12 protein-coding genes are annotated in these 15,585 nt (G+C 67.7%); 7 read left to right on the forward strand and 5 right to left on the reverse strand.

Annotation, left to right across the window (positions count from 1 at the left end):
• Positions 1-166 precede the first annotated feature (166 nt).
• The 5 genes from F3I62_RS02730 to F3I62_RS02750 all read left to right on the forward strand — a co-directional run bounded on the left by F3I62_RS02730 (position 167) and on the right by F3I62_RS02750 (position 5,587).
• Entirely contained in the window at positions 167-1,348 is a 1,182-nt protein-coding gene (locus F3I62_RS02730; protein WP_160488143.1) for an acyl-CoA dehydrogenase, read from the forward strand.
• A gap of 109 nt (positions 1,349-1,457) precedes the next feature.
• Positions 1,458-1,787, forward strand: coding sequence for a CoA transferase (locus F3I62_RS02735; protein WP_160488144.1), 330 nt, complete (start codon positions 1,458-1,460; stop codon positions 1,785-1,787).
• 68 nt (positions 1,788-1,855) lie between these two features.
• On the forward strand, positions 1,856-3,247 hold the full coding sequence (locus tag F3I62_RS02740) for a glutamine synthetase family protein (protein WP_160488145.1): 1,392 nt from the start codon (positions 1,856-1,858) through the stop codon (positions 3,245-3,247).
• A gap of 50 nt (positions 3,248-3,297) precedes the next feature.
• Positions 3,298-4,668, forward strand: coding sequence for an aspartate aminotransferase family protein (locus tag F3I62_RS02745; protein ID WP_160488146.1), 1,371 nt, complete (start codon positions 3,298-3,300; stop codon positions 4,666-4,668).
• Between the two features lie 193 nt (positions 4,669-4,861).
• Positions 4,862-5,587, forward strand: a complete 726-nt coding sequence (locus tag F3I62_RS02750; RefSeq protein ID WP_160488147.1) for an amidotransferase — start codon at positions 4,862-4,864, stop codon at positions 5,585-5,587.
• A 430-nt stretch (positions 5,588-6,017) separates the two neighbouring features.
• On the opposite strand, the gene F3I62_RS02755 is transcribed toward F3I62_RS02750, so the two are convergent.
• The 3 genes from F3I62_RS02755 to glaH all read right to left on the reverse strand — a co-directional run bounded on the left by F3I62_RS02755 (position 6,018) and on the right by glaH (position 9,688).
• On the reverse strand, positions 6,018-7,385 hold the full coding sequence (locus tag F3I62_RS02755) for an aspartate aminotransferase family protein (RefSeq protein WP_160488148.1): 1,368 nt from the start codon (positions 7,383-7,385) through the stop codon (positions 6,018-6,020).
• A gap of 7 nt (positions 7,386-7,392) precedes the next feature.
• The gene (lhgO, locus tag F3I62_RS02760) at positions 7,393-8,634 is read right to left on the reverse strand and encodes an L-2-hydroxyglutarate oxidase (RefSeq protein WP_160488149.1); all 1,242 of its coding nucleotides are present in this window, start codon (positions 8,632-8,634) and stop codon (positions 7,393-7,395) included.
• 76 nt (positions 8,635-8,710) lie between these two features.
• A complete protein-coding gene (gene glaH, locus F3I62_RS02765; RefSeq protein ID WP_160488150.1) occupies positions 8,711-9,688 on the reverse strand; it encodes a glutarate dioxygenase GlaH in 978 nt (325 codons plus the stop codon).
• A 179-nt stretch (positions 9,689-9,867) separates the two neighbouring features.
• Here glaH and csiR point away from each other — a divergent pair, with 179 nt between their 5' ends.
• On the forward strand, positions 9,868-10,563 hold the full coding sequence (csiR, locus tag F3I62_RS02770) for a DNA-binding transcriptional regulator CsiR (protein ID WP_160488151.1): 696 nt from the start codon (positions 9,868-9,870) through the stop codon (positions 10,561-10,563).
• 203 nt (positions 10,564-10,766) lie between these two features.
• Positions 10,767-11,990, forward strand: coding sequence for a CaiB/BaiF CoA-transferase family protein (locus F3I62_RS02775; protein WP_160488152.1), 1,224 nt, complete (start codon positions 10,767-10,769; stop codon positions 11,988-11,990).
• A 220-nt stretch (positions 11,991-12,210) separates the two neighbouring features.
• Here the strand turns inward: F3I62_RS02775 and F3I62_RS02780 are convergent, their stop codons facing one another.
• Both F3I62_RS02780 and F3I62_RS02785 read right to left on the reverse strand, forming a co-directional pair.
• On the reverse strand, positions 12,211-13,536 hold the full coding sequence (locus F3I62_RS02780; protein WP_160488153.1) for a sigma-54 dependent transcriptional regulator: 1,326 nt from the start codon (positions 13,534-13,536) through the stop codon (positions 12,211-12,213).
• Entirely contained in the window at positions 13,529-15,406 is a 1,878-nt protein-coding gene (locus F3I62_RS02785) for an ATP-binding protein (protein WP_160488154.1), read from the reverse strand. The genes F3I62_RS02780 and F3I62_RS02785 overlap by 8 nt, the downstream gene beginning before the upstream one ends.
• Positions 15,407-15,585 lie beyond the last annotated feature (179 nt).

The following is a 15,585-nucleotide window of genomic DNA, read 5'->3' on the forward strand; positions in this document are numbered from 1 at the left end:
GGTGGAAGCTCGTCTTTGAGGCTATCTCGAAGTGATCATATTGCACAACGGCGTGCAAAATCCTCGTTTGCCCGGTGCCGGTTCCGGGCCTAGTCTTTGTCCATCGACTGGCCGCGCCCTCCACGGGTGGCGGCCCTCTACTGTCACCGCTTCGAGGATTCGCACCATGGCCAGCAAGGCAACCTTCAACTGGATCGACCCGCTGCTGCTCGACCAGCAACTGACTGAAGAAGAGCGCATGGTACGTGACAGCGCCCAGCAGTTCGCCGCCGACAAGCTGAAGCCGCGCGTGCAGCTGGCCTTCCGCAACGAGCAGACCGACCCGAAGATCTTCCGCGAGATGGGCGAAACCGGCCTGCTCGGCGCCACCATCCCGGAAGCCTACGGCGGCAGCGGCCTCAACTACGTGTGCTACGGCCTGATCGCCCGCGAAGTGGAGCGCATCGATTCCGGCTACCGTTCGATGATGAGCGTGCAATCGTCCCTGGTGATGGTGCCGATCAACGAGTTCGGCAACGAGGCGACCAAGCAGAAGTACCTGCCCAAGCTGGCGACCGGCGAATACATCGGCTGCTTCGGCCTGACCGAGCCGGACCACGGTTCCGACCCGGGCTCGATGATCACCCGTGCCAAGAAGGTCGACGGCGGCTACCGCCTGACCGGCGCCAAGATGTGGATCACCAACAGCCCGATCGCCGACGTGTTCGTGGTCTGGGCCAAGGATGACGCCGGCGAGATCCGCGGCTTCGTCCTGGAAAAAGGCTGGCAGGGCCTCAGCGCTCCGGCGATCCACGGCAAGGTCGGCCTGCGCGCCTCGATCACCGGCGAGATCGTCATGGACAACGTGTTCTGCCCGGAAGAAAACGCCTTCCCCGACGTGCGCGGCCTGAAAGGCCCGTTCACCTGCCTCAACTCTGCCCGCTACGGCATCAGCTGGGGTGCCCTGGGCGCCGCCGAAGACTGCTGGCACACCGCCCGCCAGTACACCCTGGACCGCAAGCAGTTCGGCCGCCCGCTGGCGCAGACCCAGCTGATCCAGAAGAAGCTGGCCGACATGCAGACCGAAATCACCCTGGCCCTGCAAGGCTGCCTGCGCCTGGGGCGGATGAAGGACGAAGGCACCGCCGCGGTGGAAATCACCTCGATCATGAAGCGCAACAGCTGCGGCAAGTCCCTGGAAATTGCCCGCATGGCCCGCGACATGCTCGGCGGCAACGGTATCAGCGACGAGTACGGGGTGGCCCGCCACCTGGTCAACCTGGAGGTGGTCAACACCTACGAAGGCACCCATGACGTGCACGCACTGATCCTTGGTCGCGCGCAGACTGGCCTGCAAGCCTTCTACTGATTGCTTGGCCGGCAACGGGCGGGTGGCCTGGCCACCCGCCCGTTGTAGTTTCTGCCCTGCGGGGCGGGTTTAACACGCTGCATGCGGATTTCGACTGGGGGAGGCTGCGGTGTTCAAGGCTCTCAATCACGCGCCGAGCGGCAGAGCTCCGAAACCGGCGCCCTGCCATATCTTTCCGAGTGCCGACGGCGCGTTCTTCCTCGCGGTGAGCAACGACTACCAGTTCACCGAGCTGAGCGCGCTGGCCGGCCAGCTGCAGTGGACGGCCGACCCGCGCTTCGCCAGCCAGCGTGCCCGTTATCGGCACAAGGACGAATTGACCGCCCTGCTGCGCCGCCACACGGTGGAGCACCGCACCGACGAGTGGGTCGCCGCCCTGAGTTGGGTCGGCGTGCCCTGTGTCGCACTCGCCCCGCGCGAGGCGGACGGTTGCGGCTGAGCACCGGCTCGGCGACTGAACACCCCATAGGGCAGCATTCGGGCTGCGAGCAGATTTCGAGGTTTTCCATGTATCCAGAGTTTTCCACCGCCGGCGAGGCCCTGGCCTGGCTGGAGGCCAACGATATCCGCCGGGTCGAGCTGGTCTTCGCCGACCTGACCAGCGTGGCGCGCGGCAAGATCCTCAGTCGCGCCAGCTTTGCCGAGACCCTGGGGGCGAAGATGCCCTCGCTGTTTCTCGGCCTGACCGTGACCGGCGGCGAGCCGCCGGAAGTGTTCAAGCGCATCTTCCCGCCGATGTTCCCGGACATGGCCATGCGCCCGGACTGGCGCACGCTGGTGCGTGACCCGCTGGCCGGTGTGCCGACCGCCACGCTGATCTGCGATATCGAGGCGAGCTTTACCGCCGCCGACGGCCATTGCCAGTACGAGGTCGCCGAGCTGTCGCCGCGCCAGCTGCTCAAGCGCACCCTGGCCCGCCTCAAGGCCGCCGGTTACACCGCCAAGGTGGCGCCGGAGCTGGAGTTCTTCCTGGTCCACCCGCAGCGCACGGCCGAAGGCGGCCTGCAGGTGGCCCACGGCATGTCGGCCCAGGTGCCGCACATCGAAAGCTCCCACGACCTGGCCTCGGCGGAAACCGCCGGCACCTTCGCGCCGTTCTTCGACGAGCTGTGGGCGGCCTGCGAGGCCCAGAACATCCCGATTACCGGCTACGGTCACGAGTCGGCGCTGGGCCAGTACGAAGTCAACTTCGCCCCCGGCGAGCCGCTGGCCCAGGCCGATGCGGTGTTCCGCTTCAAGCGCCTGGCCCGCGAGATCGCCCGGCGCCACGGCTGCTTCGCCACCTTCATGGCCAAGCCCTACCTGACCGAGCCGGGCACCGGTCTGCACTGGCACATCAGCCTGGCCGACTCGGCGGGCAACAACCCCTTTACCGCCGCCGACGGCTCGCCGCATCCGCGCCTCAAGCACTTCATCGGCGGTTGGCAGGCCTCGGCGCGCGCCTCGATGGCGATTCTCGCGCCCTATGCCCACTCCTATGTGCGCCTGCACCGTCCGGATGCCTCGCCGGCCAGCGTCGAATGGGGCTATGACAACCGCACGGCGGCCTTCCGCGTGCCGCATTCGGACCCGGCCAACCGCCGCGTCGAACACCGCCTGCCGGGTGGCGATGCCAACCCCTACCTGAGCCTGGCGCTGATGCTCGGTGCCGGCCTGGCCGGGATGCAGCAGCAGATCGAGCCGGGCCCGGAAGTCAGCGACCGCCCGGCGGTGTCCGAGCGCGGCGCGTTGCCGGCCGACCTCAGCGAGGCGCTGGTGGAATTGCAGCGCTGCCCGATCATGACCGAGGTGTTCGGGGCGCCCTTTATCGAGTTGTACAACATGATCAAGCAGCATGAATTGAACGAGCAGTCCGCCGACGCGGACTTCGCCATCAAACACCTGCTGGCCAGAAGCTAATGTGCCGGCGGCCCCAACGGCCGCCACACTGCCACGCAACCGGAGGCGCCATGAGCCCGACCCACAAGAACCCGCAAACCCTGAAATGGCAGGCCATGAGCCGTGACCATCACCTGGCCCCGTTCAGCGACTATCAGCAGCTGATCGACGTCGGCCCGCGCATCATCACCAAGGGTGAAGGCGTGTACGTGTGGGACAGCGAAGGCAACAAGATCCTCGACGGCATGGCCGGCCTGTGGTGCGCCGCCGTCGGTTACGGCCGGCATGAACTCGCCGAGGCGGCCGCGGCGCAGATGAGGGAGCTGCCGTTCTACAACACCTTCTTCATGACCGCCCACCCGCCGGTGCTGGAGCTGGCCAAGGTGATCGCCGAGATCGCCCCGCCAGGCATGAACCACGTGTTCTTCACCGGCTCCGGCTCGGAAGGCAACGACACCATGCTGCGCATGGTTCGCCACTACTGGGCGTGCAAGGGCCAGCCGAACAAGAAGGTGATCATCAGCCGCGTCAACGGCTACCACGGCTCCACCGTGGCCGGCGCCAGCCTGGGCGGCATGAAGTACATGCATGAGCAGGGCGACCTGCCGATTCCGGGCATCGTGCACATCCCGCAGCCGTACTGGTTCGGCGAGGGTGGCGAGATGAGCCCGGACGAGTTCGGCATCTGGGCCGCCGAGCAGCTGGAAGCGAAGATCCTCGAAGTCGGTGTGGAGAATGTCGCCGCCTTCATCGCCGAGCCGATCCAGGGCGCCGGCGGGGTGATCGTGCCGCCGGAAACCTACTGGCCGAAGATCCGCGAGATCCTCGCCAAGTACGACATTTTGTTCGTCGCCGACGAAGTGATCTGCGGTTTCGGCCGCACCGGCGAGTGGTTCGGCAGCGACTACTACGGCAACCAGCCGGACCTGATGACCATCGCCAAGGGCCTGACCTCCGGCTACATCCCCATGGGTGGCCTGATCGTCAGCGACAAGGTGTTCGACGTGATCAAGGGCGCGGGCGACTTCAACCACGGCTTCACCTACTCCGGGCACCCGGTGGCCGCCGCCGTGGCGCTGGAGAACATCCGCATCCTGCGCGAGGAGAAGATCCTCGAAACGGTTCGCGCCGAAACCGCGCCGTACCTGCAGAAGCGCCTGCGCGAGCTGCTCGATCACCCGCTGGTCGGCGAGGTGCGTGGCGTCGGCATGCTCGGCGCCATCGAACTGGTCAAGGACAAGGCCACCCGCACCCGTTACGAAGGCAAGGGCGTGGGCATGATCTGCCGCGGCCACTGCTTCAACAACGGCCTGATCATGCGCGCCGTCGGTGACACCATGATCATCGCGCCGCCGCTGGTGATCAGCAAAGCCGAGATCGACGAACTGGTGACCAAGGCGCGCCTGTGCCTGGACCTGACCCTGCAGGACCTGCAGGGCTAAGCGCCGCTTCACGATCGTTTCCGGGCGCGCCCAGCGAGGGATCGGCAGTTACCGATTCCTCGCTGGGCGGCTCTTGCGTAGGGTGCGCCATGCGCACCGGAGGCCTGTGCGCGGTTGCCGGTGCGCATGGCGCACCCTACGCGCGATCATGCAAACACTTTCCCGTTGTTTCCCCCGAGCCAGGAGCCCCGTGATGGCATTGCGCATCTGCATCCTCGAAACCGATCACATTCGCCCCGAGCTGGTCGAGCAGTACCACGGCTATGGCCGCATGTTTAAGCAGCTGTTCGCCCAGCAGCCGGTTGCCGCCGAGTTCGAGGTATTCAATGTGATCCAGGGGCAGTACCCGGATGACACGCAGCGCTACGACGCCTACCTGATCACCGGCAGCAAGTACGACTCCTTCGGTTCCGAGCCGTGGATCCAGACCCTGCGCGAGTATGTGCTGGCGCGCTATGCCGCCGGTGACAAGCTGCTCGGCATCTGCTTCGGCCATCAGCTGCTGGCCTTGCTGCTGGGCGGCAAGACCGAGCGGGCGAGCCAGGGTTGGGGCGTCGGGGTGCAGCACTATGCGGTGCTCGCGCAGGAGCCCTGGATGCAGCCGCGCACCGAGCAGTTGTCGATGCTGATCATCCACCAGGACCAGGTCACCCAGGCCCCGGCCAATGCCACCATCCTGGCCAGCAACCCGTTCTGCCCGATCGCTGCCTACCGCATCGGCGACCAGGTGCTGTGCTGGCAGGGGCATCCGGAACTGGTGGCCGACTATTCCCGTTCGATCCTCGAGATCCGCCGCGAGCACTGGGGCGAGCAGGTCTACCGGCAGGCCCTCGACAGCCTGGAGCAGGCGCACCAGGGGGCGATCGTGGCCGAGTGGATGATGCGTTTCGTGGCTCAGGGGCAGGCCCCCGCTCGTTAGCGGCAGGGTCTGGCGTAACGCAACGGCTAGGTCCTCGTTACGCGGTGGATACGCGCATACCATCCGTGAGGCAAGCCGTGCTTCGTAGGGTGCGCCGTGCGCACCTGATGGCTCCGAGGACACCATGCTGAGCTGATTGCCGAGCGGGCTGATGGTTTGGGTTTCGCCCACCCGGGCGACTCACTTTGACTCGCTGTGCTCGCCCTGCGGGCCAGCCTGCGGCTGTTACTCCGCTTCGCTACGTTTTGGCCTCCTGACGGGGACTCGGGCTCCGAGCTGCTTGATGACTCGTTCTTGCCGCTACGCGGATTTGGTTTCCACCCATGCAAACCATGGGGCTGCTATTGGTACATCGCCAACGCAAAAGCCCGCCGAAGCGGGCTTTTGCGTTGATCTAGGCAGGCCAGACGCCGCGCCGGGAGGCCGATGCTCAGCTACGCAACCAGTGGCTGGTGTCGTCGAGGGCGTAGGCGAAGCGCTGGATCAGCTGGTCGATCTCCGCCTCGCTGCTGATCAGCGGCGGGCAGAAGGCTATCGCGTCGCCCATGGCGCGGGTGATCATGCCGTGCTCCTGGGCCCGTCCGGCGAGGTAGCGGCCGAGCGTGCCGGGGCTGCCATGCGGCGCCTTGGTCTGGCGGTTGCCGACCAGCTCCACCGCGGCAATCAGCCCGCAACCGCGCACCTCGCCCACCAGCGGGTGATCGGCAAACTCGCGCAGGCCGGCGTGCAGGCGTTGGCCCATGGCGGCGGCGTGTGGCACCAGCTGTTCTTCCTCGATGATCTTGAGGTTTTCCAGGGCCACGGCGGTGGCCACCGGATGGGCACTGCCGGTAAAGCCGTGGCCGAGGGTGCCCAGGCTGTTGCTCTGCTCGGCGATGCCCTGGTACAGCTCGTCGTTGATCAGGATGGCGGCAATCGGCTGGTAGGACGAGGACAGTTGCTTGGACAGCACCATCACGTCCGGCTGGATGGCGAAGGTCTGGCTGCCGAACATCTGCCCGGTGCGGCCGAAACCGCAGATCACCTCGTCGGCGATGACCAGGATGTCGTGGCGGCGGCACACCGCCTGAATCTTCTGCCAGTAAGTGCGCGGCGGCACGATCACCCCGCCGGCGCCCATCAGCGGCTCGCCGATGAAGGCGGCGATGGTCTCGGCCCCTTCGCTGAGGATGCGCTGTTCCAGTTCGGCGGCCAGGCGATCGGCGAACTGCTCTTCGCTCTCGCCGGGCAGGGCGTGGCGGTAGTGGTGCGGGCAGCCGACGTGGAGGAAGCCCGGCAGCGGCACATCGAAGCCGCGCTGGTTGGCCGCCAGGCCGGTGAGGCTGGCGCTGGCCACGGTGATGCCGTGGTAGCCGTTCTGGCGGCTGATGAACTTCTTCTTCAGCGGCTTGCCGCGCGCATTGTTGTAGTACCAGACCAGCTTGACCACGCTGTCGTTGGCTTCCGAACCGGAGTTGGTGAAGAACACCTTGCTCATCGGCACCGGCGCCATTTCGATCAGCTTCTCGGCCAGCTCGATGCTCGGCCGGTGCGCCTTGTGGCCGAACACATGGTAGAAGGGCAGGCTGCGCAGTTGCTGCTCGGCCGCGGTGATCAGGCGCTGGTTGCTGAAGCCCAGCGCGGCGCTCCACAGGCCGGACATGGCCTCCAGGTACTGCTTGCCCTGTTCGTCGTAGACGTAAACACCTTCACCGCGCGCGATCACCAGCGGGCCGACCTGCTCATGCAGGCGCGCGTTGGTGTAGGGGTGCAGATGGTACTGGCGGTCTTTGTCGGCCAGCGTGCGGGTATGGCTCATGGTCACCTCAGGCGGCGTCACAGCGGACGACTTTGGTTTTGGTGAAGATCGGCAGGCCCTGCATCTGGCTGCCGACCTGCTCGACGATATGGGCACCGATCGGCAGTGCCGAGGTGGCGGCCGGTGACGGCGCATTGCACACGTGCAGGCTGCGGCGGCTGTGGCGGAACAGGAAGTCGTCGATCAGCCGGCCGTCGTCCGATACGGCCTGGGCGCGCACTCCGGCCGGGTAGGGCTTGAGGTCGCCGAGGCGGATGCTCGGGCAGTACTTGCGCACCTGCTGCAGGTAGCCGCGCTTGAACAGCGAGTTCTTCAGCTCGCCCAGGCCCGGGCGCAGGTTGGCCTTGAGCACCTTGAGCAGGCCGGGGTTGGTCAGCATCTGCCAGCTGTCGGCCAGGGAGATGTCGCGCTTGCGATAGCCTTCGCGCTTGAGCGCCAGCACCGCATTCGGCCCAACGGTGACGCTGCCGTCGATCATTCGCGTCAGGTGCACGCCGAGGAACGGCATGCTCGGGTCGGGGATCGGGTAGATCAGGTGGTTGACGATCCGGTTGCGCTCGGCCGGCAGCTGGAAGTATTCGCCGCGGAACGGGCAGATGCTGAAGCCGGGGTCGAGTCCGAGCATGCGCACCACGCGGTCGGCGTGCAGGCCGGCGCAGGTGACCAGGAAACGGCAGGCGAACTCGCCGGCGCTGGTCTGCACCCGTACCTCCTGCAGGTGTTCCTGCAGGGCGGTGACGCTGGCGCCATAGCGGATCTCGCCGCCCGCCTCGACGAACTCGCGGGCCATGGCCGCGGTGACTTCGGTGTAATCGACGATGCCGCTGGAGGGCACCAGGATGGCGCCGAAGCCCTGGATGTTCGGCTCGCGCTCGCGCAGCTGGCCGGCATTCAGCCATTCGCGCTGGATGCCGTTGGCCGCCGTGCGCTCCCACAGCGCCTGCATGCGCTGCATCTCCAGCTCGTTGGTGGCCACCAGCAGCTTGCCGGGTACCTGGTAGGCGATGCCGTGCTGCTCGCAGAAGGCCTTGGTCGCCACGTTGCCGGCCAGGCAGAACCTGGCCTTGAGGCTGCCCGGGGTGTAGTACACGCCGGCGTGGATCACCCCGCTGTTGTGGCCGGTCTGGTGCCGGGCCGGCGCGGATTCCTTCTCCAGCAGCAGCATGCGGCTGTCGGGGTAGGTGCGCTGTAGCTGCATGGCGGTGGACATGCCGAGAATGCCGCCGCCGATGATGATGAAGTCGTGCATCAGGAGTGCCTGCGATTGCTGCGAGTCGTGGGCTGAAGGGTGCTTGTGCGGCGACGTGCCGCGATCGGCCGGGGCTTCACTGGCGTGGCTCGCGCAGCACCTTGGCGTGGGTGAAGTAGCCGCGCTGGCGCATCAGTTCGCGGCGCAGGCCCGGGTGGGCGGTGAAGCGGTCGCGGCCATGCAGCCAGAAGTGGTTGTTGATCAGCAGGAAGCTGCCCACCGGCACCGGGATCGACAGCTTGTGCGGGCTGCTTTCCAGCGACTGGCTGAGGTCGGTCAGCCAGTTGCCTTCCTCGAAGTTCTTCGGCTGCACGAACTGGTCGATGTAGCTGATGATCGGCCGGCCCTCGGCATCGTTGTCGAACACCGGGTGGAACACGTCCTTGTCCACCCGCTTGCTCGGCGGCGCGGTCCAGCGCAGTTCGCGGCGGGCCAGCGGGTGGTGGTTGAAGCGGTTCAGCTCCTCCCAGTCATCCAGGTGCAGCAGCAGCGAGTTGCCGCCCTGCATGTTCTGCTCGTCGATCTTCATCATCAGCACGTAGTCGGTGTCCTGCTCGACGAAGGTGCCATCGGTGTGCAGTTCCAGCACCCGGTGCGGCTGGCGCAGGTAGCTGTCGGAGGCATCGACGTTCTGCACCACGAAGCGGGCGTAGTACTGGCCGCTCATGGCGTCGAAGTTGGAACGGCCGAACAGGTGCGCCACGGCGGTGGCCAGCTTGACCATGTCCTCGGCCTGCTCGACCCGATCGAGACCCTGGGCGCTGACCAGCAGGCCGCCGCTGGCACGGTCCATCAGGGTATTGATCAGCAGCGGTTGCAGGCTGCCGGCGCACAGTTCATCGAGAATCTTGGCCAGGCGAAAGCGCAGGAACGACTTGTATTCCAGGGCCTGGACCGGCCATTCGGCGACGGCGGCGAGGAAGGCCTGCACGGTTTCCTGGCTGAACTCCAGCTGCAGCAGGCGTGGCGATTGCGCGCTGGGTTGCAGGGTGAAACCGCTGATTTTCTGCGGGGCGGGAACGACCAGGCTCTTCAGGGCAACGACGGTACTCATGGCGATACTCCGGGGCGGGCAAGGGGGGTAATGCGATCTGTTTGTGTCGACGTAAATTGAAAATATCGACATTTTTATAAAGTGTCAAAAATAAACCACGACCCGTGCAAGCTATCACCCGGCTAAATCCGCCCCGGCGATTCGGTATGATGGGCGCCAACCCGTGCAAGGATGGTGTGATGCAAGCCCCCGGCTCCCGAGAGAATCTGGCGATTCGCGGTTACGAACTGCTCAAGCGCGACATCATTCGCGGCGTCTTCGCGCCTGGCGAAAAACTGCTGATGAGTGCGCTGAAGGCGCGTTACGACCTGGGGGTCGGCCCCTTGCGCGAGGCCTTGTCGCAACTGGTGGTGGAGCGCCTGGTGGTGGCCATCAGCCAACGCGGCTTTCGCGTGGCGTCGATGTCGCTGGCCGAGCTGGCGGATATCTACGATGCCCGTGCGCACCTGGAGGGGCTGATCGTCGGCCTGGCGATTGCCCGCGGCGACGATGCCTGGGAGGCGCAGGTCCTCGCCCAGGCCCACAGCCTGGCCAAGGTGGTGGCGGTCAAGGATGGCGAAGAGATGCTCAGCCTCTGGGACGCCCGCCATCAGGCGTTCCATGCCGCGATTGCCGCGGGCTGTGGTTCGCCGCATCTGTTGCAGGTGCGCGCCGCGCTGTTCGATCAGGCCGAGCGTTATCGCCACCTGTGGTTGCAGCAGACGGTATTTTCCGCCGCCGCCCTGCAGGCCAAGCGCGAGGAGCATGCGGCGCTGGTCGAGGCGATCCTGCAGCGCGACAGCGAGCGCGCCTGCACGCTGATCCGCGAGCACCTGCTGGGCCCGGTGAGCATCATCGGCGAGCTGCTGCAGGCTCGCCAGGCGTCTGCTGAATAGGCCTGTTGCGCACAGCTGAGCGGCATCGGGCCGGTAATGCGGGCATTCGCCACGTCCTGGAGTGAGGATTCTGCACAATTGCGTGCGAAATCCTCGTTTGTCGGGGCATCCCCACGCACCTAGGATGAATCCACGCGTGCTCCTGCACGCAACAAGGTCCTGCAGTACGCCTGCAAGCCTTGGCCTTCCTTGGAGCAGATGACATGTCCGGCGCCCTTTCGCATATCCGTGTTCTCGACCTGTCCCGCGTGCTCGCCGGGCCCTGGGCCGGGCAGACGCTGGCCGACCTCGGCGCCGAGGTGATCAAGGTCGAGCGCCCGGGCACAGGCGACGACACCCGTCACTGGGGCCCGCCCTACATCAAGGACGCCGCCGGCAACGACAGCCGCGAGGCGGCCTACTTCCAGTGCGCCAACCGCAACAAGCAGTCGCTGACCCTCGACTTCACCCAGGCCGAGGGCCAGCGCCTGGTGCGCGAGCTGGCGGCGCAGTGCGACGTGGTCCTGGAAAACTTCAAGGTCGGCGGCCTGGCGGCCTACGGTCTCGACTACGAGTCGCTGAAAGCGCTCAACCCGCGGCTGATCTACTGCTCGATCACCGGCTTCGGCCAGGACGGCCCCTACGCCAAGCGCGCCGGCTACGACTTCATGATCCAGGGCCTCGGCGGGCTGATGAGCCTGACCGGCAAGCCCGATGACGAGGACGGCGCCGGGCCGATGAAGGTCGGCGTCGCCCTCACCGACATCCTCACCGGGCTGTACGCCACGGTCGGCGTGCTGGCCGCGCTGAACGCCCGCGAGCAGACCGGCCTGGGCCAGTACATCGACGTTGCCCTGCTGGACGTGCAGGTGGCCTGCCTGGCCAACCAGGCGATGAACTACCTGGCCACCGGCCAGTCGCCCAAGCGCCTGGGCAACGCCCACCCGAACATCGTTCCCTACCAGGACTTCCCCACCGCCGACGGCGATTTCATCCTCGCCGTGGGCAACGACGGGCAGTTCCGCAAGTTTTGCGAGGTCGCCGGCCTTCCGGCTTTGGCCGACGACTCGCGCTTTTCTACCAACAAGGCGCGGGTGGCCAACCGCGCCGAGCTGATCCCCCTGCTGCGCCAGGCCACGGTGTTCAAGAGCACCGCCGAGTGGGTCTGCCTGCTCGAAGCGGCCGGCGTGCCCTGCGGGCCGATCAACGACCTGGCCCAGGTGTTCGCCGACCCCCAGGTGCAGGCCCGCGGCCTGCGCGTGGAGCTGCCCAACAGCCTGGGCAGCGTCACCCCGCAGGTGGCCAGCCCGCTGCGCCTGTCGCAGACCCCGGTGGACTACCGCCTGGCGCCGCCGCTGCTGGGTGAGCACAGCGAGGCCATCCTGCAGCGCCTGCTCGGCCTGGACGCCGCGCAGGTCGCCGAACTGCGCGCGGCCGGGGTGGTCTGAGCGCCGCCGTCAGATGCCCGCTTGGCGGGGGCGTCGCGCTCGCCGCTAGATCCGCGGATGGGGCCATGGTGCGCGCGGCGCACCAGAGGCTACCGGGCGCTTGCCGGTGCGCGCAGCGCACCCTACGGGTGAGTCGCCGGCGTTCGGTGTTCGGTACGTGGCCATGGCCGCGAGCCGGGCCGGTCCTGGACCAGGTGGCGTCCTTGCCCCTCTCAAGGCATCAGCCCAGACCGTACTTCTTGACCTTGTCGAACAGCGTGGTCTTGGCCATGCCCAGGGCCTGGGCGGCCTGGCTGAGGTTGCCGGCGTGGCGTTCCAGGGTGGCGCCGAGCAGGTTGCGCTCGAAGGCTTCCACCGCCTCGGCGAAACTCGGCTCGTGGCCGTCCGGCGCGGCGCCGCTGCCCTTGAACACCGGCAGGCCGAGGGCGAAGCGCTCGGCGACGTTGCGCAGCTCGCGCACGTTGCCCGGCCAGTCGTGGGCCAGCAGGGCGGCGCTGGTGGCGCGGTCGAGCAGCGGCGGGGCGCGGTCGAAGCGCAGGGCGGCGAGCTGCAGGAAGTGCTCGAACAGCAGCAGGATGTCTTCGCGCCGATCGCGCAGCGGCGGCAATTCCAGGGTCACCACGTTGAGCCGGTAGTACAGGTCGCTGCGGAACTCGCCGCGCTTGCCCAGTTCATTCAGGTCGGCCTTGGTCGCCGCGATCACCCGGCAGTCCACGGCGATCGGCTGGTTCGAGCCGAGGCGTTCCAGGCTGTGTTCCTGCAGCACGCGCAGCAGCTTGATCTGCAGGGCCAGCGGCATGCTCTCGATCTCGTCGAGGAACAGGCTGCCGCCGTCGGCGTGCTCGATCTTGCCGATCCGCCGCTTGCTGGCACCGGTGAAGGCGTGCGCCTCGTGGCCGAAGATCTCGCTCTCGAACAGGCTCTCCGGCAGGCCGCCGCAGTTGAGGGCGACGAAGGGCTTGGCCTGGCGCCGGCTGAAGTCGTGCAGGCAGCGCGCCACCAGCTCCTTGCCGGTGCCGGTCTCGCCTTCGATGATCACGTTGGCGCCGGTGTCGGCGACGTTGGCGATCAGCTCGCGCAGCTGCTGGATGGCCGGCGAGCGGCCGATCAGGCGCTGCTCCAGGGCCTGGCGCCCGGCCAACTGGCGGCGCAGGGCGCTGACCTCGCGGGCCAGGCCGCGCTGTTCGAGGGCGCGGCGGGCGACCTCGACCAGGCGCTCGGGGGAGAAGGGTTTCTCGATGAAGTCGTAGGCGCCGCCCTGCATGGCGCCGACCGCCATGCCGATGTCGCCGTGGCCGGTGATCAGCACCACCGGCAGGCTCGGGTCGCGGCGCTTGAGTTCGCCGAGCAGGGTCAGGCCGTCCATGCCCGGCAGGCGGATGTCGCTGACCACTATGCCGGCGAAGTCCGCGCCGACCCGCGCCAGCGCCTCCTCGGCGCTGCCCACGCCGAGGCTGGCGATGTCTTCCAGCTGCAGCGCCTGCTGGCAGCCGAGCAGCACGTGCGGGTCGTCTTCGACTATCAGGACGCTCAGCGCTTCAGGCATCGCGGGGTTTCTCCAGCGGCAGATTGAGGATAAAGGCCGTACCTCCTTCCTCCGGGTGGCGCACGGCCAGGCTACCGCCGGCGGCCGCGGCCAGGCTGGCGGACAGGGTCAGGCCGAGGCCGAGGCCCTTCTCGCCGGGCTTGGTGGTGAAGAACGGCTCGAACAGGTGGGCGCGCACGTCCGGGGCGATGCCGGCGCCGCTGTCGCGTACCTCCAGATGGTAGCTGTCGCCGGCCGCGCTGCCGCTCAGCCACAGCTCGCGGCGCGGCTGTTCGCGCAGGGCGTCGAGGGCGTTGCTGATCAGGTTGACCAGGATCTGCTCGAGGCGGGTCTGGTCGATGGCCAGGCGCGCCTCGGCGAACTGCCGGTGCAGGGTCGGCCGCTCCTGTTCGAGGCGGCTGTGCAGGAGGAACAGCGCGGCCTCCACCGCCTGCTCCAGGCTGGCCTCACCGCGGTCGCCGCCGCGCCGGGCGAAGGCGCGCAGGCTGGCGGTGATGCGGCCCATGCGGTCGACCAGCTCGCCGATCGCCTGCAGGTTGCTGCCGGCGGTGTCCAGGGCGCCGCGTTCGAGGAAGCGCGCGGCATTGGCCGAGAGGGTGCGCAGGGCGGCCAGCGGCTGGTTCAGTTCGTGGGCGATGCTGGTCGACATCTGCCCGATCACCGCCAGCTTGCCGGCCTGCACCAGGCCGTCCTGGGCCTGGCGGAGGGTGGCCTCGGTCTGCTGGCGCTCGCGCACTTCGTCCTGCAGGCGGGTGTTGCTGGCCTGCAGGTCGGCGGTGCGTTCGGCGATCTTGCGCTCCAGCTCGCTGTTGGCCCGCTCCAGCGCCTCGCGCGCGGCCAGGCGGGTGGCGATCACCTTGCGCCGCTGGTTCAGGGCCAGGGCCAGGAGCAGCAGCAGGGCGCAGGCCACGGCGGCGAGCATGGCGTGGCTGCTGGCGGCGCGGCGCTGCTCGGCCAGCGGGGTGAGCAGGGTCAGGTGCCAGGGGCTGTCGGCCAGCGGCCGGCTCTGGCGCAGGTAGTCGTGCGGCTGGCCGTCGGCGCCGGCCAGGCGCACTTCCTCGAGGCCGCCGCCCAGTTCGCGGCGGGCCAGCGGCTGCAGTTCCTCGAGCGCCGCCCAGTGGTATTGCAGGCTGCGCGCCAGGCGTTCGCGGTCGGCGGCGTCCAGCGGGCGCACGGCCTTGAGCCGGCGGCGCGGATCGCTGGCGAGAATGATGATGCCGTTCTCGTCGCTGACATAGGCCTCCACCCGGGCGTCGGCCCAGCGCTTCTCCAGGGCGTCCAGGCGCACCTTGACCACCGCCACGCCGATCACCCGGCCGTGGCTGCGCAGGCCGTGGGCCAGGTAGTAGCCGGGCTCGCCGGTGGTGCTGCCGATTCCGTAGAAGCGTCCCGGGCGGCCGCGCACGGCATCCTGGAAATAGGCGCGGAAGGACAGGTCCTCGCCCAGATAGCTGTCCGCCTGGTTCCAGTTGCTGGTCGCCACCACCCGGCCTTCGCGGTCCAGCACATAGGTGGCCAGGCTGCCGCTGCGGCGGTTGAGGCCTTCAAGGTGATCGTTGAGGCGTTGCCGGTCCTGCGCGTCGGGGGTCAGCAGCAGGCGGCTGACGCTGCTTTCCAGCTCCAGCAGGCTGGGCAGGTAGGTGTACTGGTTGATCTCGCTTTCCACCGCGCGGGCGTTGAGCTCCAGCTGGCGCTCGCCATTGTCGGCCAGGGCGCGGATGCCGCTGGCTTCGCTGAGGCGATAGCCGGCGTAGCCGCAGGCGCCGATCAGCAGGAGCGCCAGCAGGGTCAGCAGCAGTTGGCGGAACAGGCGTGGTTTGACCATGAGGGCGGGCGGCAGGGCGCGGACGCTGGGGGAGAGACATTGCATCACAGTCGTCCGGGGCTGGGTAGGCTGGGTTGAGCGCAGCGCTCCCCGGCGAACCTGAAGTCTGGGTTGCACGCCCCCGCTGCCGCAGGTGGGAGAGGGGCGGCTTCTCAGCAGCGGGGTTTACGCTCTTTTCGGGCCACGCAATGCCAGCCAGTAGGCCATGTTGCAGCCTGGTTTGG

This window comes from Pseudomonas sp. R-28-1W-6 (genome assembly GCF_009799925.1).
GTDB lineage: Bacteria > Pseudomonadota > Gammaproteobacteria > Pseudomonadales > Pseudomonadaceae > Aquipseudomonas.